At 63.2% G+C, this 17,684-nt stretch carries 21 protein-coding genes; 10 read left to right on the plus strand and 11 right to left on the minus strand.

All coding sequences use genetic code 11. The features are described 5' to 3' along the window. Nucleotides 1–92: 92 nt before the first annotated feature. The 8 genes from pheT to infC all read right to left on the minus strand — a co-directional run bounded on the left by pheT (nucleotide 93) and on the right by infC (nucleotide 7,165). Complete coding sequence (gene pheT, locus AC0NID_RS04145) at nucleotides 93–2,501, minus strand: phenylalanine--tRNA ligase subunit beta (RefSeq protein WP_473451080.1); 2,409 nt, start codon at nucleotides 2,499–2,501, stop codon at nucleotides 93–95. Beyond that, complete coding sequence (locus AC0NID_RS04150) at nucleotides 2,498–2,992, minus strand: GFA family protein (RefSeq protein WP_473451082.1); 495 nt, start codon at nucleotides 2,990–2,992, stop codon at nucleotides 2,498–2,500. Before AC0NID_RS04150 ends, pheT begins: the two co-directional genes overlap by 4 nt. Further along, the gene (gene pheS / locus AC0NID_RS04155; RefSeq protein WP_473451084.1) at nucleotides 2,989–4,074 is read right to left on the minus strand and encodes a phenylalanine--tRNA ligase subunit alpha; all 1,086 of its coding nucleotides are present in this window, start codon (nucleotides 4,072–4,074) and stop codon (nucleotides 2,989–2,991) included. The genes AC0NID_RS04150 and pheS overlap by 4 nt, the downstream gene beginning before the upstream one ends. A 94-nt stretch (nucleotides 4,075–4,168) precedes the next feature. After that, nucleotides 4,169–4,570, minus strand: a complete 402-nt coding sequence (rplT, locus tag AC0NID_RS04160) for a 50S ribosomal protein L20 (RefSeq protein ID WP_023796882.1) — start codon at nucleotides 4,568–4,570, stop codon at nucleotides 4,169–4,171. A 39-nt stretch (nucleotides 4,571–4,609) separates the two neighbouring features. Then, nucleotides 4,610–4,813 (minus strand): 50S ribosomal protein L35, encoded by a 204-nt coding sequence (gene rpmI / locus AC0NID_RS04165; RefSeq protein ID WP_006201248.1) that lies wholly within the window; start codon nucleotides 4,811–4,813, stop codon nucleotides 4,610–4,612. A 244-nt stretch (nucleotides 4,814–5,057) separates the two neighbouring features. Then, entirely contained in the window at nucleotides 5,058–5,714 is a 657-nt protein-coding gene (locus tag AC0NID_RS04170; protein ID WP_473451098.1) for a methyltransferase family protein, read from the minus strand. A 145-nt stretch (nucleotides 5,715–5,859) separates the two neighbouring features. Then, on the minus strand, nucleotides 5,860–6,504 hold the full coding sequence (locus AC0NID_RS04175) for a methyltransferase family protein (protein ID WP_473451100.1): 645 nt from the start codon (nucleotides 6,502–6,504) through the stop codon (nucleotides 5,860–5,862). 124 nt (nucleotides 6,505–6,628) lie between these two features. Further along, nucleotides 6,629–7,165: a translation initiation factor IF-3 gene (gene infC / locus AC0NID_RS04180; protein WP_126036976.1), complete on the minus strand. Its 537-nt coding sequence runs from the start codon at nucleotides 7,163–7,165 to the stop codon at nucleotides 6,629–6,631. A 211-nt stretch (nucleotides 7,166–7,376) separates the two neighbouring features. On the opposite strand from infC, the gene AC0NID_RS04185 reads away from it, so the two are divergent. The 4 genes from AC0NID_RS04185 (at nucleotide 7,377) to AC0NID_RS04200 (ending at nucleotide 10,779) form a co-directional block, all read left to right on the plus strand. Next, nucleotides 7,377–8,153 carry an alpha/beta hydrolase gene (locus tag AC0NID_RS04185; RefSeq protein ID WP_473451102.1) on the plus strand — a complete coding sequence of 259 codons (777 nt, stop codon included), beginning with the start codon at nucleotides 7,377–7,379 and terminating at the stop codon, nucleotides 8,151–8,153. Nucleotides 8,154–8,157: 4 nt separating this feature from the next. Beyond that, the gene (locus tag AC0NID_RS04190) at nucleotides 8,158–9,300 is read left to right on the plus strand and encodes a benzoate/H(+) symporter BenE family transporter (protein WP_473451104.1); all 1,143 of its coding nucleotides are present in this window, start codon (nucleotides 8,158–8,160) and stop codon (nucleotides 9,298–9,300) included. 117 nt (nucleotides 9,301–9,417) lie between these two features. Further along, a complete protein-coding gene (locus tag AC0NID_RS04195; RefSeq protein ID WP_473451105.1) occupies nucleotides 9,418–9,921 on the plus strand; it encodes a DUF2852 domain-containing protein in 504 nt (167 codons plus the stop codon). 99 nt (nucleotides 9,922–10,020) lie between these two features. Further along, complete coding sequence (locus AC0NID_RS04200) at nucleotides 10,021–10,779, plus strand: M48 family metallopeptidase (protein WP_473451106.1); 759 nt, start codon at nucleotides 10,021–10,023, stop codon at nucleotides 10,777–10,779. A 9-nt stretch (nucleotides 10,780–10,788) separates the two neighbouring features. Here AC0NID_RS04200 and AC0NID_RS04205 read toward each other — a convergent pair whose 3' ends face one another. After that, entirely contained in the window at nucleotides 10,789–11,007 is a 219-nt protein-coding gene (locus tag AC0NID_RS04205; RefSeq protein ID WP_473451108.1) for a hypothetical protein, read from the minus strand. 111 nt (nucleotides 11,008–11,118) lie between these two features. On the opposite strand from AC0NID_RS04205, the gene AC0NID_RS04210 reads away from it, so the two are divergent. The 6 genes from AC0NID_RS04210 to AC0NID_RS04235 all read left to right on the plus strand — a co-directional run bounded on the left by AC0NID_RS04210 (nucleotide 11,119) and on the right by AC0NID_RS04235 (nucleotide 16,809). Then, the gene (locus AC0NID_RS04210; RefSeq protein ID WP_473451109.1) at nucleotides 11,119–11,778 is read left to right on the plus strand and encodes a phosphoribosylanthranilate isomerase; all 660 of its coding nucleotides are present in this window, start codon (nucleotides 11,119–11,121) and stop codon (nucleotides 11,776–11,778) included. An 82-nt stretch (nucleotides 11,779–11,860) separates the two neighbouring features. Further along, nucleotides 11,861–13,111, plus strand: a complete 1,251-nt coding sequence (gene trpB, locus AC0NID_RS04215) for a tryptophan synthase subunit beta (protein ID WP_473451111.1) — start codon at nucleotides 11,861–11,863, stop codon at nucleotides 13,109–13,111. Nucleotides 13,112–13,113: 2 nt separating this feature from the next. Next, complete coding sequence (gene trpA / locus AC0NID_RS04220) at nucleotides 13,114–13,953, plus strand: tryptophan synthase subunit alpha (protein ID WP_473451113.1); 840 nt, start codon at nucleotides 13,114–13,116, stop codon at nucleotides 13,951–13,953. 95 nt (nucleotides 13,954–14,048) lie between these two features. Beyond that, nucleotides 14,049–14,975 (plus strand): acetyl-CoA carboxylase, carboxyltransferase subunit beta, encoded by a 927-nt coding sequence (gene accD / locus AC0NID_RS04225; RefSeq protein ID WP_473451115.1) that lies wholly within the window; start codon nucleotides 14,049–14,051, stop codon nucleotides 14,973–14,975. 62 nt (nucleotides 14,976–15,037) lie between these two features. Next, nucleotides 15,038–16,363: a bifunctional folylpolyglutamate synthase/dihydrofolate synthase gene (locus AC0NID_RS04230; protein WP_473451116.1), complete on the plus strand. Its 1,326-nt coding sequence runs from the start codon at nucleotides 15,038–15,040 to the stop codon at nucleotides 16,361–16,363. A gap of 26 nt (nucleotides 16,364–16,389) precedes the next feature. Beyond that, a complete protein-coding gene (locus AC0NID_RS04235; protein ID WP_473451118.1) occupies nucleotides 16,390–16,809 on the plus strand; it encodes a VOC family protein in 420 nt (139 codons plus the stop codon). 12 nt (nucleotides 16,810–16,821) lie between these two features. Here the strand turns inward: AC0NID_RS04235 and AC0NID_RS04240 are convergent, their stop codons facing one another. Continuing rightward, a complete protein-coding gene (locus AC0NID_RS04240; RefSeq protein ID WP_126036949.1) occupies nucleotides 16,822–17,103 on the minus strand; it encodes a cupin domain-containing protein in 282 nt (93 codons plus the stop codon). Nucleotides 17,104–17,328: 225 nt separating this feature from the next. Continuing rightward, nucleotides 17,329–17,652 (minus strand): thioredoxin, encoded by a 324-nt coding sequence (gene trxA, locus AC0NID_RS04245; protein ID WP_473451120.1) that lies wholly within the window; start codon nucleotides 17,650–17,652, stop codon nucleotides 17,329–17,331. Nucleotides 17,653–17,684: the final 32 nt, after the last annotated feature.

The raw sequence follows: 17,684 nt of genomic DNA on the forward strand, positions 1-17,684 counted from the left end.
CACCGTGCGGTGCAGAACGTTGTGAGACCAACGTCCGAGGAGAATACCAAGCTGACCAAAGCACAACAGTGATCACCACCTGCCCTGTACCCTCACGCTCTGAGCACACCACCAGTCTGCTTGTGCACATTCTCGACGATGCGCCTGGCCAGCGCGTCGAAATCCTCGTCGGTCAGCGTCTTTTCGACCGGCTGGATCGACACTTCAATGGCGACCGATTTCTTGGCAGCACCCAGCGATGCCCCTTCGAAAACGTCGAAGACCGAGACGCCTGATATCAGCTTCTTGTCCGCGGCAAGCGCGGCGCGGGTCAGCGTGCCGGCTTCGACCGCCTTGTCGACGACGAAGGCGAAATCGCGCTTGACCGCCTGGAAGGCGGACAGGTCCAGTCTCGGCTTTGTCCGCGTCGGCTTGGCCTTCGGCTCGGGCACGGCGTCGACGAAGACCTCGAAGCCGCAGAGCGGGCCGGAGACATCCAGTTCCTCGAGCGTCTTCGGGTGGAATTCACCGAAGGTGCCCAACACGACCTTTGGCCCGAGCTTGATCGTGCCGGAACGGCCGGGATGATACCAGGCCGGGCCGCCGGCCTCGATCTGCAGCCGCTCGACCGGCGCGCCGCAGGCTTCGAGTGCTGCGATCGCGTCGGCCTTGGCGTCGAACACGCCGACGGAACCGGCATTGCCGGCCCAGTGGCGGCCGGAGCCTTCGAGCTTGGCGGTGCCGCGCCGCACGCCGGCGGCGACGCGCCGCTGCTGGTCGGCCGCATCGCCTTCATAGGTGCCCGACACTTCGAACAGCGCGACATCGCCGATGCCCCTGTCGGCGTTGCGCTGGGCTGCGGCGATCAGGCCCGGCAGCAGCGACGGCCGCATGTCGGACATGTCGGCGGCGATCGGGTTAGCCAGCTTGAGCGCGGTCTGGCCGCCGCCGAACAGTTCGGCATGTTTTGCCGGGATGAACGACCAGGTGACGGCCTCCATCATGCCGCGCACCGCCAGCGCCCGCTTGGTCGCGCGAGTGCGGATCTGCAGCACGGTCAGGATCTTGGCGTTGACCGCATCATGCGCGCCGAGCGGCTGCGGGGCGATGTTGTCGACGCCATGGATGCGCATGACCTCCTCGACCAGATCGGCCTTGCCGTCGACATCCGGCCGCCAGGACGGGACCGCCACATCGACGACATCGCCCGCGCCTTCCGGCTTGAAGCCGAGGCGGGCAAGGATGTCGAGGCTCTCGTCCCTGGGCACCTCGATGCCGGTCAGCCGCTTCACCTCCGACAGCGGGAAGGAAACGATCTTCTCGACATGGCCGGCATAGCCGGTGACTTCGGTTTCGCTCGGCGTCCCACCGCAGAAATCGAGCACCAGCTTTGTCGCCAGCTCCACCCCGGGAACCATGAATTCAGGGTCGACGCCGCGCTCGAACCGGTAGCGCGCATCGCTGATGATGCCAAGCGTGCGGCCGGTGCGGGCCGTGGCGATCGGATCCCACAATGCGGATTCGATCAGCACGTCGGTGGTGTTCTCGTCGCAGCCGGAATGCTCGCCGCCCATGATGCCGGCGATGGATTCGACACCGTCTTCATCGGCGATCACGCACATTTCGGGCGTCAGCGTGTATTCGCGGCCGTCGAGTGCCAGCACCTTTTCACCGTCGCGCGCCCGGCGCACGGTAAGGTTGCCGGCGACCTTGCTGGCGTCGAACACATGCAAGGGCCGGCCGCGGTCGAAGGTGACGTAGTTGGTGATGTCGACCAGCGCGCTGATCGGCCTCAGGCCAATGGCAATCAGCCTTTGCTGCAGCCATTTCGGCGACGGGCCGTTCTTGACGCCACGCACCAGGCGCAGCGCAAAACCGGGGCAAAGCTCAGGCGCCTCGATCGTCACCTTGACCGGGCACATGCCGCTGCCGGCATGCGGCATGATGGCCCCGCCGACGAGGCGGCCAAGGCCGCTTGCCGCCAGGTCGCGCGCGATACCATAGACGCTGGTCGCATCCGGCCGGTTCGGCGTCAAATTAATCTCGATGACCGGATCGTCGAGATGCGCATAGGCGGCGAAGCTGGTGCCGACCGGAGCATCGGCGGGCAGGTCGATGATGCCGTCGTGCTCTTCGGAAAGCTCCAGCTCGCGCTCGGAGCACATCATGCCATGGCTTTCGACGCCCCTGATCTTGCCGACTGCCAGCGTCACGTCGATGCCGGGAATGTAGGTGCCGGGTGCTGCAAAGGCACCGATCAGGCCCGCGCGGGCGTTCGGCGCGCCACACACCACCTGCACCGGCGCCTTGCCGTCGCCGGTATCGACCGTCAGCACGCGCAGCCGGTCGGCATCGGAATGCTGCACCGCCGTCAGCACCTTGGCGATGACGAAGGGTTTCAGGCTCGCTCTGTCGTCGACATATTCGACTTCGAGGCCGATCGAGGTCAGCCGCTCGACGATCTCGGCCAGCGAGGCGTCGGTCTCGAGATGGTCCTTGAGCCAGGAGAGGGTGAGTTTCATGACTGTGTTCCGTCTGGTCTTTGCACGCTGGCAGATCCTTGCACGCTGGAAGGTCTTTGCGCGCCGGAGGATTCTTGCACGCTGGAAGGTCTGGGCACGCTGGTCTTCAGATGTCTCGGCAGGTCGTCCGGCATATGCAGGAAGGGGAGCTGCTCGCGCACATAGGCATGGTGCGTCGGCTTGAAATAGGCCGGCATGTCCATGGCTCCGAGCATGAAATAGATCTGGTCGGCCAGCCGCTCGTCGACATAGGCGATCGGCGAGCCACAGATGCCGCAGAACGAGCGCGTCACCGGACCGTTTTCGAACATCTTCAGCGCCTTGCCCGTGAAGGCTACCTGCTCGGTCATGAAGCCGACAAAGGCCGACACCGGCGCGCCGCTGGCCCGCCGGCAATCGCCGCAATGGCAATAGCTGACATGGTGCGGTTCGGCCGAAGCCTCGAACCGCACGGCGCCGCAGCGGCAGCCGCCGGTGTGGACCGCTGTCATGCGCTCAAGCCTCCGAACAGCGTCGGCATGTCGAGCGGCCTAAAACCGTAGTGCGACAGCCAGCGCACATCGGCGTCGAAGAAGGCGCGCAGGTCCGGCATGCCGTATTTCAGCATGGCGATGCGATCGATGCCCATGCCCCAGGCAAAGCCCTGATACTCGTCGGGATCGAGCCCGCCATATCTCATCACATTGGGATGCACCATGCCGCAGCCGAGGATCTCCATCCAATCGGAGCCTTCGCCGAAGCGGACCTCGCCCGGCCGCGAACGGTCGCACTGGATGTCGACCTCCATGCTGGGTTCGGTGAACGGGAAGAAGGACGGGCGGAAGCGCATCTTGACCTGAGGCACCTCGAAGAAGGCCTTGCAGAACTCCTCAAGCACCCATTTCATGTTGGCGACATTGGCTGTCCTGTCGATCACCAGCCCCTCGACCTGATGGAACATCGGCGAGTGGGTGGCATCGGAATCCTGCCGGTAGGTCTTGCCGGGGATGACGATGCGGATCGGTGGCTTCTGCGCCTCCATGGTGCGGATTTGGACCGGCGAGGTGTGGGTGCGCAAAAGCTTGCGCTCGCCCTTCTCGTCCGGCTGGAAGAAGAAGGTGTCGTGCATCTCGCGCGCCGGATGGCCTTCCGGGAAATTCAGCGCGGTGAAATTGTAGTGGTCGGTCTCGATATCCGGACCCTCGGCGATGGCAAAGCCGAGATCGCCGAAGATCGCCGCGATCTCGTCGCTGACCTGGCTGATCGGATGGATGCGGCCGCGCTCGGCCGGCGATTGCCGCACCGGCAGCGTGACGTCGACCTTTTCGGCGGCAAGACGGGCTGAGATCGCCACATCCTTCAACTCGGCCTTGCGCGCGACAAGCGCCTCGGTGATGCGGTTCTTGAGGCCGTTGATCGCCGGGCCTTTTACCTGACGCTCCTCGGCCGACATCGAGCCGAGCGTCTTCAGCATTTCGGAGACCGAGCCCTTCTTGCCGAGCGCCGAAACGCGCACGGCTTCGATCGCCTGCTCGTCGGCGGCCGACGCAATGTCGGTCATCAGCGAATTTTCGAGGGTTTCCATATCACTCATGTTCCAGACTCGATTGGAAGCAAAGAAAAACCCGCGCCAGCCCTGCCAGCGCGGGTTTCCCAAATCAGTGTCGAAGTGCTTGGGAAGGCGCTGGTTAGGCTACAGCGCTTTCAAAAGCGTTCGGCGTGGTGTTCTTCAGGTATTCGAGCGCGACCTTGGCCTTGGCCACAAGCGCGGCGAACGCCTGCGGCTCGTGGATGGCCATGTCCGACAGGACCTTGCGGTCGATCTCGATGCCGGCCTTGTTGAGGCCGTCGATGAAGCGGCCATAGGTCAGGCCATGCTCGTGGGTCGCTGCATTGATGCGCTGGATCCACAGCGCGCGGAACGAGCGCTTGCGGTTCTTGCGATCGCGGTAGGCATACTGCAGCGACTTTTCCACCGCCTGCTTGGCGATGCGGATGGTGTTCTTGCGGCGGCCGTAGAAACCCTTGGCGGCTTTCAGGACCTTCTTGTGCTTGGCGTGCGAGGTGACGCCTCTCTTTACGCGTGCCATGTCATGATCTCCTTAAAAACGCTGTCCAGACCGAATGCCCTAGAGGCCGTTCGGCAGAAAATTCTTGATGACCTTCTTGCCATCCGGTTCAGCCAGAACCATCGTGCCGCGGGCATTTCGAATGAACTTGTTGGAACGCTTGATCATGCCGTGACGCTTGCCGGCCGCAGCCGACAGGACTTTACCGGTACCTGTGATCTTGAACCGCTTCTTGGCGGCCGACTTGGTCTTCATCTTGGGCATTTTGCTACTCCGTTTCTTTGAGGTCTCCGACGTGCCTTCGGCACTCCACGCCTCTTGCTTTTTGAGGTCCCAGTCGTGCCTTCGGCACTCCACGCCTCTTGTTTTGTTCGCTTCAGGCCGACCAAAGCCCGAAAAGCAAATGAAACCGCCACGGCATGCCCTGCCGGGCGGTTTTTTGGGAACGGCGGTCCTATACGTCAAAGCGGGCCGGCGCGCAACACCCCGTGCGCGCGACGCCCAGTGCTTATGGGAAACGGAACAGCACCGGCAATATGCCCGATTCCTGCGCGCCGTCGATCAACTCGAAAGCCGGCAAGGCGACGAGGAACACCAAACCATCCAGCAGCGTAGTCCGCAGCAGGCGCGGCTTGAAGCTGCCGGTGTCGCCTTCCTGATACAGAGAAAGCTTCGGGAAGAAGCGCGGCACCCGCGCCATATAGGCCTGGAATGGAGCACCGAGGGCCTCCTTCAGGAACTTCTCCTCGCGCAGGATGACGACATGAAAGGCGGCGGCGCAAAGCACGGCGAAGCCGATCGTCGCGGTGATCGAGCCGATCTGCGCGCCGACACCGGCGGCAGCCATCGAGGAGAAGACATAGAGCGGATTGCGGGTGATCGAATAGGGTCCGCCGGTCACCACCTCGGAGGATTTGCGCCCGCCGATATAAAGCGTCGACCACAAGCGCCCGACAATGCCGAGAAAGATCAGCAGGACGCCGACCATTTCGATCGTTTCGTGCGGCACGCTGTCGGGAGGAAAAGAAGACTGGCCAAACAGCAGCGCCGCGAACAGGACGACCACGAGCGCGGCAAGAACCATCCTGCGCGCGTGCTGGTAGCTGCCCAGCGCATGCCTGGCCCGCACTTGTTCGGCCTGCGCAGATTTGACTTCTTTGAGCATGTCGGGAATCCGATCGTCGAGGAACTTTGCCGGCGATCGGAGCGTCTAGCCAAGAAACAGGCGCCCCGCCGATCGCCGGGACGCCTTGCAGCAAGATTCAGGCGAATTTAATGCATGTCGCCTGTTTTGTCCGCCCATCCGCAGTTCAGTACAGCCAGAAGAGGACGGGAATTACACCGCTTTCCTGTCCAGACTCGATGAGTTCGAAAAACGGAATGGAAGCCAGGAACATCAAGCCGTCGCGCAGCGTGTGATTGAAGACGCGCGGTGTGAAGGTGACCTCGGCCTGATCGCGAAAAAGCCGGGGATTGGGAAGAAACCGCGGTACCCGGGCGATATAGTCCTTGTACGGCGCCCCGAGCACGGTGGTCAAATGCCGTTCCTCGCGCAGCGTGACGATGTAGAACGCGGCCGCGCACAAAACCGCCGACGCCACCGAGACGATCACGCTGCCGGTCTGGGCGCCGATGCCGGCAGCCGCTACGGTAGAGAAAAAATACAGCGGGTTGCGCATCACCGAATATGGACCGGTAGCAACCACTTCGGCCGACTTGCGATCGCCGATATAGAGGATCGACCAGAGCCGGCCGCCGATCCCGATCAGTATCAGGGCAATCCCGTATTGCCCCTCTAGGCGTTCGTGGCCAAGCTCATCGTGCGCGGAGCCGCCGAAGATCAGCAAAGCGCAAAAAATGCCAACCAGCAGCGCCAGCAGGAGGCGCCGGCGCCGCTGATAGCGGCCCATTTCGTCGAACGACTTTTCGATCGGAGAACGTGCCGCAGCGGCCATGGAAACTATCCTTTGCCGCGAGGACCGGCAACCAGGTTCCTTGTCGATGCAACTTGCGGAGAAATCATGGCGACGACAAAAACAAAAGGCCGCCGAAGCGGCCTTTTGTTTGACGGGATCACTTTTAGCGGGGTGCCAGCACCATCATCATCTGGCGGCCTTCGAGCTTCGGTTCGGCTTCGACCTTGGCGATCGGCGCCACTTCCTCGCGAACCTTGTTCAGAAGCTGCATGCCGAGTTCCATGTGCGCCATCTCGCGGCCGCGAAAGCGCAATGTCAGCTTGACCTTGTCACCTTCCTCGAAAAACCGCCGGACCGCTTTCATCTTGGTCTCGTAATCATGGCTGTCGATGTTCGGGCGCATCTTGATCTCCTTGATCTCGATGACCTTCTGATTCTTGCGTGCCTCGGCCGCCTTCTTCTGGTTGGCGTATTTCAGCTTGCCGAGATCGAGGATTTTTACGACGGGCGGCACCGCGTTGGGCGATATCTCGACCAGATCGAGCCCAGCCTCTTCGGCGAGCAGCAATGCGTCGTTGATGGAGACATCGCCATGGTTCTGGCCTTCGGCGTCGATTAGTTGGACCCGGGCGACCCGGATGTCACGGTTGGAGCGCGGGCCCTCCTTGGTGGGCGCCGTTGCTTTGAAAGGTCTGCGAATGGTCGTGGTCTCCTTGGGCCGTTTCGTTCAGGGTTTTCAATTCAGATTGCGAACGCGCCAATGTGGTGAGCGCGCGGCCGGAGTCAATAGCACAGCGTTCACAGGAAATCACCCTGTTCCCTACTGCAGCCTTGTGCCAAACGAAGAAAGTTGCCGAGCACTTTTCGTCGAACCGCCAGTTGTGCCAAAAGACCTGCGTGAGGGAGCAGCCATGACCGCACCGGTTTTTCTCGATGTCGACGGAACCAGCATCGCTGTCAGGTGCGCCGCGGGTGCAACACCCGGCATTGTCTGGCTCGGCGGCTACAAGTCGGACATGCTGGGCACCAAGGCGGAAACGCTGTCGGAATGGGCAAGCGGGCAAGGCCGCGCCTTCCTGCGCCACGACTATTCCGGCCATGGCGAATCGGGCGGCGCCTTTGCCGACGGCACCATCTCGAAATGGCTTTCGCAAAGCCTCGCCGTCTTCCGTCATTTCACGCAAGGCAGGCAAATCCTGGTCGGCTCCTCGATGGGCGCATGGATCGCGCTGCGCATGGTCCAGGAATTGCGCCAAGAATTGCCCAAGGCAGGCGAGAACCGCATCGCCGGCCTGGTGCTTTTGGCGCCGGCGCCGGATTTCACCGCCGAGCTGGTCGAGCCGGCGCTGACCAAAGCGCAAAAGCGCGACCTCGCCGAAAAGGGCTTTTTCGAGGAGCCGTCGGACTATTCGGCCGAGCCTTACGTCTACACCCGTGCGCTGATCGAGGACGGCCGCGACAACCTGACAATGACCGGGCCGATCGACACCCATTGCCCCATCCACATATTGCAGGGGCTGGCCGATGCCGACGTGCCGCCGAGCCATGCGCTGAAACTGGTCGGCCTGCTGCCGGCCGACGACGTCACGCTGTCGCTGATCCCCAACGGCGACCACCGCCTGTCACGGCCGCAGGATCTCGACTTGCTGATGCGGTCGGTCGACTCCATGGTTCGGCAGGCAGGCTAGGGACATGCGTATTTCCATTCCGGTATCGGCCTTCGTCGCCGCGATCATCGGCTTTGGCGGCACGCTGGCCATCGTCATCGCCGCCGCCAAGGCGGTAGGCGCGACGCAGGTCGAAACAGCCAGCTGGGTTACGGCGATCTGCCTGGCGATGGCGATCGAGAGCCTGTGGCTGTCCTGGCGCACCAGGATGCCGGTCATCACCGCCTGGTCGACGCCGGGCGTGGCGTTGATCGCGGCATCGAACGGCTTTTCGATGGGCGAGGCCGTCGGCGCCTTCATCGTCACCGCCATCCTTTTGATCGCCACCGGCCTGTTCAAGCCGCTGACCCGACTGATCGCCAGGATACCGGCCTCGGTCGCGTCGGGAATGCTGGCCGGCATTGTCGTCACATTCGCCATCAACGCCGTGAAGACCATTCCCGCCGACCCCTGGCTGATCCTGCCGCTGATCGCCACCTTCTTTGTCATCCGCTTGTTCAATCCGGCGCTATCGGTGCTGGCGGTGCTGATCGTGGGCGGCGCTGCCGCCTTTCTCACCGGCCGTGTCGGCGGCCTGCCGACCCCTGAACTTTCGACATTGACGCTGATTGCGCCGCAGTTCACCGTCACGGCGCTCATCGGCCTGGCGCTGCCGCTCTACCTGGTCACCATGGCCTCGCAGAACCTGTCCGGTCTCGCCGTGCTGAGGGCAGCGGGCTACCATCCAGAACCCGGCCCGCTGATCGGCGTCACTGGCCTGCTTTCGCTGCTGTCGGCGCCGTTTGGGGCCTCGACCACCAATCTGGCGGCGATCTCGGCGGCGATCTGCACCGGCCCCGACGTGCATCCCAATCCGGCCGAGCGCTGGAAGACCGGTCCCTTCTACGCGCTTGCCTATCTCGTCTTCGCCATTTTCGGCGCCTCGCTTGTTGCGATTTTCGCGGTGCTGCCGCAGAGCCTGATCGTGCTGGTCGCCGGACTGGCGCTGATGGCGCCGCTCGCCAACGCGCTGTCGATCGCCTTGAAGGAGGACGGCGAGCGCATGGCCGCCACCGTCACCTTCGCCGTCACCGCCTCGGGGCTGACGCTGTTCGGCGTCGGCGCGGCGTTCTGGGGGCTGATCGCGGGCCTGGTCGTGCTTTTCCTCGAAACGCTCAAAAAGCGATAATCATTTCAGACGCTTGTCCGGTTTTGGCAGTGGCTGTCTTGAATCGCCGTTTTTCCCTTCCCATTTCGATTCCACGCAGCCGGGATTGGCTGTCTCCAACTGAAGGATTGGGAGAAAATGAACACATCCGCATTGATCCGTCCGGCCTGGACGCCGGCGACCATCGCACTGATGGTGATCGGCTTCATGGTGTTCTGGCCGCTCGGCCTCGCCATGCTCGCCTACATCATCTGGGGCGACCGGCTTGACGGCTTCAAGCGCGACGTCAACCGCGCGACCGACGGCATCTTCGCCGGCTGCCGCCGCGGTTCCGACAAGGCGGCGCGCTGGGGCCACGGGTCCGCCCGCACCGGCAATGTCGCTTTCGACGACTGGCGCGAAAAGGAACTCGAGCGGCTCAGTGAAGAGCGCCGCAAGCTCGACGAGATGCTGAGCGAGTTCGACGAATATGCCAGGGAATTGCGTCGCGCCAAGGACCAGGAAGAGTTCGACCGCTTCATGGCGAACCGCAACAAGTCGACCTCCCCGACAACCGGTGGTCCGACAACCGGTGGATCGACGAGCTCCACTGGGACCGGCAAGCGCAGCGGCAAGTCCACGCCTGGCCTGCTCGACGAGTAAGACCCTTGCCCCGATAAATAATCAAAAAACGGCGTCGCGTCAGCGGCGCCGTTTCTTTTTTGTTCTATTCGTTTTCCTCGAATCGCGTATCGTCACGCCATGTCATTCGGCTTCTTCCGCAACCTGACGAAACCCAAGCCCGCCCCCGTCGTGGAGCGAGAGCATTGTGTTGCCGGCCGCACGCTGCCGCTCAAGATCGTCGAGAGCGACCGGGCGCGGCGCCTGACGCTGCGCATCGATTCCGGCGGCCGCGGCTTGCGCATCACCGTGCCGCCGGGCCTACGGCGGGGCGAGGTTGAAAAATTCCTGGACCGCCATCAGGACTGGCTGGAGCAGCGGCTGGCCAAGGTGCCCAACCGGCCGCAGGTGCGGCCCGGCATCAAGATACCGGTGCGCGGCGTGCCGCATCGCATCGTTCATGAACCTTCCAAACGCGGCACCGTCACGCTGTCGCGCGACGAGCGCGGCCCGCTGATGATCGTGCATGGCGATCGCGTGCATCTGCCGCGCCGCATCGCCGATTTCCTCAGGCGCGAAGCCAAGCGCGAGATCGAGGCGCTGGTGGTCAAGCACGCCGGAGCGGTCGGCAAGCGCGCCAGGGCGATCCGCTTCAAGGACACGTCGAGCCGCTGGGGATCGTGCACCTCCGACGGCAATTTGTCCTTTTCCTGGCGCATCATGATGGCGCCATCACCTGTCATAAACTACCTGGTCGCGCATGAGGTGGCGCATCTCAAGGAGATGAACCACGGCCCGAAATTCTGGAAATTGTGCGAGCAGCTTTGCCCCGACACCGAGCGCTGCAAGGACTGGCTCAAACGCAACGGCGGCGCGCTGCAGGCGATCATGTTCGAGTAGGACGCCCGATCAATCATCGTTCGCAGCGTTCAACTCCTCCGGCCGTAAGCCTTCATTGCCATGGCGTGGCCATGGCAAGAAGTCCGTCTCGAAGGCGTCGCTGTCGAAATAGTCGAGCGCGCGCTGCGCCTCGGCGCCGTTGAAGGCGGCCTTGTCCATCAGATGCACAATGACCTCGCGGGCCTGCGCGATCTTTTGCCTGAGTTGGGCAACGGTTTGGTCTGCCATGTTTTCTGCTCCCGCCTGCAGTCCCTGGAAAGAAGGTAGCGCGCTCCGCGCTGGTGGCAAACAGGACGCTTTTTCTCGACTCTTTTGCCGTTTCGTGCCAATCCCCGCGTCATGGCGCTCGACATCAAGATATGCGGGTTGAAGACCGACAAGGCATTGGCCGCGGCACTGGCCGGCGGCGCCAGCCATGTCGGCTTCATTTTCTTCGCCAAAAGCCCGCGCTATGTCGAGCCGGCGCAGGCCCGCCGCTTGCGTGAAGCGGTAATTGGCAAGGCCAAGGCGGTTGCCGTGACGGTCGATGCCGGCGATGCCTTCCTGGATGAGATCGTCGACAAAATGCGCCCGGACATGCTGCAGCTGCACGGTTCGGAAACGCCGGAGCGGGTGGCCGAGCTCAAGGCTCGCTATGGCCTGCCGGTGATGAAGGCGCTGGCCGTCAGCGCCGCTGCTGATCTGGAGCGGATAAAACCCTTCGTCGGCATTGCCGATCGTTTCCTGTTCGACGCCAAGGCGCCGAAGGGTTCGGAACTGCCGGGCGGCAACGGCGTCGCCTTCGACTGGCGCATTCTGGCCGGCCTTGACGCAGGCGTCGATTACATGCTTTCGGGTGGGCTGAACGCCGCCAATATCGGCGATGCCCTTCGGCTTGCCAATCCGCCCGGATTAGACATTTCCTCTGGCGTGGAAAGCGCGCCGGGCGTCAAGGATCCGGCGCTGATCGAACAGTTTTTCCGGGCCGTCGGAGCCACGCGGAACACCCGCGCAGCCTGACGAACCCAAAGCAGGGCATGCCGCGGAAAGGCGAAAGCCGGCTTCCGGCAGGCTCATCAGTCAAGACAAGAGGAGATCGGCGATGGACAAGCCGACGATACCCAATTCCTTCCGCACCGGACCCGACGAACAGGGCATGTTCGGCATCTTTGGCGGCCGCTTCGTCGCCGAGACGCTGATGCCGCTGATCCTCGATCTCGAACGGCACTGGAATGAGGTCAAGGACGATCCGGATTTCAAGGCCGAGCTGACTGACCTTTCGACCCACTATGCCGGCAGGCCGTCGAAGCTTTACTTCGCCGAAGGCCTGACCAGGCATCTTCGCGAGGTTTCCTCGGCCAAGGGCCTGGGCGGCGGCGCCAAAGTCTATTTCAAGCGCGAGGACCTGAACCACACCGGCTCGCACAAGATCAACAACTGCCTCGGCCAGATCCTGCTGGCCAAGCGCATGGGCAAGAAGCGCATCATCGCCGAGACCGGCGCCGGCCAGCACGGCGTCGCGTCGGCCACGGTGGCGGCGCGTTTCGGCTTTCCCTGCGTCGTCTATATGGGCGCCACCGACGTCGCCCGGCAAAGCCCCAATGTCTTCCGTATGAAGCTGCTCGGCGCCGAGGTGCGGCCGGTGACGGCCGGCCACGGCACGCTGAAGGACGCCATGAACGAAGCTCTTCGGGATTGGGTGACCAATGTCGAGGACACCTATTATCTGATCGGCACCGCCGCCGGCCCGCATCCCTATCCGGAACTGGTGCGCGACTTCCAGTCGGTGATTGGCACCGAGGCGCGCGCCCAGATCCTCGAGCAGGAAGGCCGGCTGCCGGACACCATCATCGCCTGTGTCGGCGGCGGTTCCAATGCCATCGGCCTGTTCCATCCCTTCCTCGACGACAGGCAAGTCCGCATCATCGGCATCGAAGCCGGCGGTCGCGGCCTCGACGGCATCGAGCATTGCGCCTCGATGAATGCCGGCGCGCCCGGCGTGCTGCATGGCAACCGCACCTATCTCCTGCAGAACGCCGACGGGCAGATCATGGACGGCCACTCGATCTCGGCCGGCCTCGATTATCCGGGCGTCGGGCCGGAGCATTCCTGGCTGCGCGATACCGGCCGCGTCGAATATGTGCCTGTTCTCGACGACGAGGCACTGGAGGCGTTCAAGCTGACGACGCGGGTCGAAGGCATCATTCCGGCGCTCGAATCCGCTCATGCCATCGCGCATGCCGTGAAGATCGTGCCTGCCATGGACAAGGACCAGATCGTCATCGTCAACCTGTCCGGCCGCGGCGACAAGGACGTTCATACGGTGGCCAATATGCTGGACATGGAGATCTGATCATGACCACCCGCATCGACCGCCGCATGACCAAGCTGAAGGCCGAAGGGCGCCCGGCGCTCGTCACCTATTTCATGGGCGGCGACCCGGACTACGAGACCTCGCTGTCGATCATGAAGGCGCTGCCCGGCGCCGGCAGCGACATCATCGAGCTCGGCATGCCGTTCTCCGATCCGATGGCCGACGGCCCTGCGATCCAGGCGGCCGGCCTGCGCGCGCTGAAAGGCGGCCAGACGCTGGTCAAGACGCTGAAGATGGCGTCGGAATTCCGCGCCGGCGACAATGAGACGCCGATCGTGTTGATGGGCTACTACAACCCGATCTATATCCACGGCGTCGACCGTTTCCTCAGGGATGCGCTGGCCAGCGGCATTGACGGGCTGATCGTCGTCGACCTGCCGCCCGAGATGGACGAGGAACTCTGCATCCCGGCGCTCAAGGCCGGCATCAACTTCATCCGGCTGGCGACGCCGACCACCGACGACAAGCGCCTGCCCAAGGTGCTTCAGAACACGTCGGGTTTCGTCTACTACGTGTCGATGACCGGCATCACCGGCTCGGCGCTTGCCGACACCGGCAAGGTGGCGGCGGCGGTCGGACGCATCAAAAGCCATACCGACCTGCCGGTCTGTGTCGGCTTCGGCGTCAAGACCGCCGAGCAGGCGCGCATCATCGGCGCCAATGCCGATGGCGTCGTCGTCGGCACCGCGATCGTCAATGCGGTCGCCAATGTGCTGGGGCCGAAGGGCGAGAAGACCGCCGACCCGGCCGAGGCGGTCGCCACATTGGTCAGCGGGCTTTCGCAAGGCGTGCGCGCTGCTCGCCTTGCTGCCGCCGAATAGTCTTGCTCTTCTGGTCGACCATGATCCCCGGCGAAAACCGGTTTCCAGTTTTCGGGATCATGGTCTAACTCTTGGTCAGGACAGGAGCCGAAGCGATGAACTGGATCACCAACTACGTTCGCCCGAAGATCAACTCGATGCTCGGCCGGCGCACCGACATGCCCGAGAATCTCTGGATCAAGGATCCCGAGACCGGCGAGATGGTCTTCCACAAAGATCTGGAGCAGAACCAGTTCGTCATCCCGTCTTCGGGCCACCACATGAAGATCTCGGCCAAGGAGCGGCTGAAATTCTTCTTCGACGACGGCAAATACGAGACACTCGAAAACCCCAAGGTCGTGCAGGATCCGCTGAAGTTCCGCGACGAGAAGCGCTACACCGACCGGCTGAAGGACGTCAAGGCCAAGACCGGGCTCGAAGATGCCATCGTCAATGCGCTGGGGACCGTCGAAGACCTGCCGGTGGTGGTGACGGTGCAGGACTTCGCCTTCATGGGCGGCTCGCTCGGCATGGCGGCGGGCGACGCCATCGTGCATGCGTTCGAGGTTGCCTTGCAACGCAAGCGGCCGTTGATCCTGTTCGCGGCTTCCGGCGGCGCCCGCATGCAGGAAGGCATCCTGTCGCTCATGCAACTGCCGAGAACCACCGTGGGTGTCGATCGGCTGAAGGAGGCCGGCCTCCCCTATATCGTCGTTCTGACCAACCCGACCACCGGCGGTGTCACCGCCTCCTATGCCATGCTGGGCGACGTGCACATCGCCGAGCCCGGCGCGCTGATCGGCTTCGCCGGGCCGCGCGTCATCGAGCAGACCATCAGGGAAAAGCTGCCCGACGGCTTCCAGCGCTCCGAATATCTGATGGAGCACGGCATGGTCGACATGGTGGTATCGCGGCTGGAGATGCGCCAGATGATCGCGCGGCTGCTGAAGATGCTGCTCAAGCTGCCGGAAGAGCAAAAGCCGCTGGAGCCGGAAATCCTGCCGCCGGCGACCATCCCGGCGGAAGCACGCCCGCAAGCCTGACGCGACATCCTTCGTCGCGAACCGCGATTGCGCGCCAACTGTGGCGCGCCTAGGATTCTCCCATGACCACGCTTGCCGCCGACCGCGAAATCGAAAGCCTGATGTCGCTTCATCCGAAGGGCTTCGATCTTTCGCTCGACCGCATTTCGCGGCTGCTGAAGCGGCTGGGCAATCCGCAGAACCATCTGCCGCCGGTCATCCACATCGCCGGCACCAACGGCAAGGGCTCCTGCGCCGCCTTTTCGCAGGCGCTGCTCGAAGCGGCCGGCCAACGCGTCCATGTCCACACATCGCCCCATCTGGTGAACTGGCATGAGCGCTACCGGCTGGCCGCCGACGGCGGCGGCAGGCTGGTCGAGGACAAGGTCTTCGCCGATGCCATCGCCCGCGTCGCCAAGGCCAATGGAGGCGAGACGATCACCGTCTTCGAAATCCTCACCGCCGTCACCTTCCTGCTGTTTTCCGAACATCCGGCGGATGCCGTCATCATCGAGGTCGGCCTCGGCGGCCGCTTCGACGCCACCAATGTGGTCACCGAGCCGGCGGTGTCGGTGATCATGCCGGTCTCGCTCGACCACGAAGCCTATCTCGGCGACCGTGTCGAACTGATCGCCGCCGAAAAAGCCGGCATCATCAAGCCCGGTTGCCCGGTGGTCATCGGCGCGCAGGAAAGCGAAACGGCGCTGCAGGTACTCATCGAAACCGCCGAGCGGCTCGACTGTCCCGCCTTCGTCTACGGCCAGGATTTCCTAGCCTTCGAGGAAAACGGCCGCATGGTCTACCAGGACGAAGACGGTCTGATGGACCTGCCGCCGCCGCGGCTGCCGGGACGCCACCAGTTCGCCAACGCGGCGGCAGCGATCGCGGCGGTCAAGGCGGCGGGCTTCGAGATCGGCCATCGCGCCGCCGAGAAAGCGATGACCAATGCCGCATGGCCGGCGCGGATGCAGAAATTGCCGCCAGGCAGGCTAACGGAACTGGCGCCGAAGGGCGCCGAAATCTGGCTCGATGGCGGCCACAATCCGGGCGCCGGCATCGTTGTCGCCGAGGCGCTGGCCGAGCGGGAGGAAAAGAACCCGCGGCCGCTGTTCCTGATTTCCGGCATGATCAACACCAAGGACCAGAGCGGCTATTTCCGCGCCTTCAAGGGCCTGGTCCGGCATGTCTACACGGTGCCGGTGAGCCTCAGCGAGGCCAGCGTGCCGAATGACGAACTGGCGATCCGCGCCGTCGAGGCCGGGCTGTCGGCCGAGCCGGTGAGCTCCGTCGCCAATGCATTGATGCTGTTGCGTGATACATGGGACGGACCGCCGCCGCGCATCCTGATCAGCGGCTCGCTCTATCTGGCCGGCGCGGTGCTGGCCGAGAACGGCACGCCGCCGGTCTGAAGCCGGATTTTCTGCGAGGAACAGTCATGATCAAGGTAAAGCAGCTCGCTCATGTCTGCATCTTCGCGCATGACCTGGAAGCGACGCGAAGCTTCTACAGGGACGTTCTTGGCATGGACACCCAGTTCAATTTCCTGCGCGACGGCAAGATTTTCGGGTTCTACCTCAATTGCGGCGGCCGCAGCCACGTCGAGGTATTTAGGAAAGACGAGTCCCGCTATAGCGACTTGGACCAGATCAACCACTTCTGCCTTGAGGTGGAAAACATCGACGCGGCGATCGCCCACATAAGATCGAAGGGCATCGATGTCTCGGCAAAGAAGCACGCATGCGATGACACCTACCAGGCCTGGATACGCGATCCCAACGGCGTGAAGATCGAGTTGTTCGAGTATACCGAAAAGAGTGCGCAATTCGCCGGAGGCGATCGCATCGCCGATTGGTGATCGCGCGGTGGATTATTTCAGCTCGATCTCGATGAAGGCGTACTCGCCCTCATTGGCGCTGATGACGTCGTGCTCGACGCCTTCCTTGCGGAAATAGGGCGCCCCCTTCTTCATCTCGGCAAAGGATTCGCCATCCTTGGTCAACAGCTTGACCTTGCCGTCCATCAGCGGCACGACGACATAATCGTGACCATGGCGGTGCCAGCCGGTGTTGTCACCCGGCGCGAAACGATATTCCGTGACGATGACACGGTCATTGTCGATGAAGACGGTTGCCTTGGCTGATCCGGTCATGGCGTTCTCCTGTTTGGCCCAGAGAAGAACATGCGGCGGCGAGCGGCGAGTGCCAAGACGGACCAGCGCATGACCCAGAAAATCGAATCCGATTTTCTGGGTCATGCGCAAGATCGAGTGCTTACAGCGTCCTTTGCGCGTCCAAGAGGACGCGCGGCGCTGTAGATGACGCCAACAAAAAGCCCGGCGCGACGGCCGGGCTTGTCTGCGGAATTTCGGACCGGATCAGGCGAGATTGCCGTTGATCCAGTGCGACAGCGCCGTCTTGGGTGCTGCGCCAACCTTCATGTCGGCCATTTCGCCGCCCTTGAAGATCATCAGCGTCGGGATCGAGCGCACGCCGAACTGCGCGGCCAGCTCCGGATTCTCGTCGATGTTGAGCTTGGCGATCTTGACCTTGCCGCCGAGTTCGACGGCGATGTCTTCCAGCGCCGGCGCAATCATCTTGCAAGGGCCGCACCATTCCGCCCAGAAATCGACCACGACCGGCTCCTTGGCGTCGAGCACGTCGGCCTGGAAATTGCTCTTGTCGACCTTGACGGTGGCCATGCGAAAATCCTTTCGAGAGTTATTGTCGCACC

This window comes from Mesorhizobium sp. WSM4821 (assembly GCF_055901555.1).

Excerpts from the sequence above, each read along its gene's own strand:
- pheS (WP_473451084.1), bottom strand. The coding sequence starts at position 4,074 with ATGAGTGATATGGAAACCCTCGAAAATTCGCTGATGACCGACATTGCG.
- AC0NID_RS04205 (WP_473451108.1), bottom strand. The coding sequence starts at position 11,007 with ATGGCAGACCAAACCGTTGCCCAACTCAGGCAAAAGATCGCGCAGGCC.
- pheT (WP_473451080.1), bottom strand. The coding sequence starts at position 2,501 with ATGAAACTCACCCTCTCCTGGCTCAAGGACCATCTCGAGACCGACGCC.
- AC0NID_RS04170 (WP_473451098.1), bottom strand. The coding sequence starts at position 5,714 with ATGCTCAAAGAAGTCAAATCTGCGCAGGCCGAACAAGTGCGGGCCAGG.
- AC0NID_RS04195 (WP_473451105.1), top strand. The coding sequence starts at position 9,418 with ATGAACACATCCGCATTGATCCGTCCGGCCTGGACGCCGGCGACCATC.
- AC0NID_RS04150 (WP_473451082.1), bottom strand. The coding sequence starts at position 2,992 with ATGACAGCGGTCCACACCGGCGGCTGCCGCTGCGGCGCCGTGCGGTTC.
- AC0NID_RS04175 (WP_473451100.1), bottom strand. The coding sequence starts at position 6,504 with ATGGCCGCTGCGGCACGTTCTCCGATCGAAAAGTCGTTCGACGAAATG.
- AC0NID_RS04230 (WP_473451116.1), top strand. The coding sequence starts at position 15,038 with ATGACCACGCTTGCCGCCGACCGCGAAATCGAAAGCCTGATGTCGCTT.
- accD (WP_473451115.1), top strand. The coding sequence starts at position 14,049 with ATGAACTGGATCACCAACTACGTTCGCCCGAAGATCAACTCGATGCTC.
- AC0NID_RS04190 (WP_473451104.1), top strand. The coding sequence starts at position 8,158 with ATGCGTATTTCCATTCCGGTATCGGCCTTCGTCGCCGCGATCATCGGC.
- trpA (WP_473451113.1), top strand. The coding sequence starts at position 13,114 with ATGACCACCCGCATCGACCGCCGCATGACCAAGCTGAAGGCCGAAGGG.
- trxA (WP_473451120.1), bottom strand. The coding sequence starts at position 17,652 with ATGGCCACCGTCAAGGTCGACAAGAGCAATTTCCAGGCCGACGTGCTC.
- AC0NID_RS04210 (WP_473451109.1), top strand. The coding sequence starts at position 11,119 with ATGGCGCTCGACATCAAGATATGCGGGTTGAAGACCGACAAGGCATTG.
- rplT (WP_023796882.1), bottom strand. The coding sequence starts at position 4,570 with ATGGCACGCGTAAAGAGAGGCGTCACCTCGCACGCCAAGCACAAGAAG.
- rpmI (WP_006201248.1), bottom strand. The coding sequence starts at position 4,813 with ATGCCCAAGATGAAGACCAAGTCGGCCGCCAAGAAGCGGTTCAAGATC.
- AC0NID_RS04185 (WP_473451102.1), top strand. The coding sequence starts at position 7,377 with ATGACCGCACCGGTTTTTCTCGATGTCGACGGAACCAGCATCGCTGTC.
- trpB (WP_473451111.1), top strand. The coding sequence starts at position 11,861 with ATGGACAAGCCGACGATACCCAATTCCTTCCGCACCGGACCCGACGAA.
- AC0NID_RS04235 (WP_473451118.1), top strand. The coding sequence starts at position 16,390 with ATGATCAAGGTAAAGCAGCTCGCTCATGTCTGCATCTTCGCGCATGAC.
- AC0NID_RS04240 (WP_126036949.1), bottom strand. The coding sequence starts at position 17,103 with ATGACCGGATCAGCCAAGGCAACCGTCTTCATCGACAATGACCGTGTC.
- AC0NID_RS04200 (WP_473451106.1), top strand. The coding sequence starts at position 10,021 with ATGTCATTCGGCTTCTTCCGCAACCTGACGAAACCCAAGCCCGCCCCC.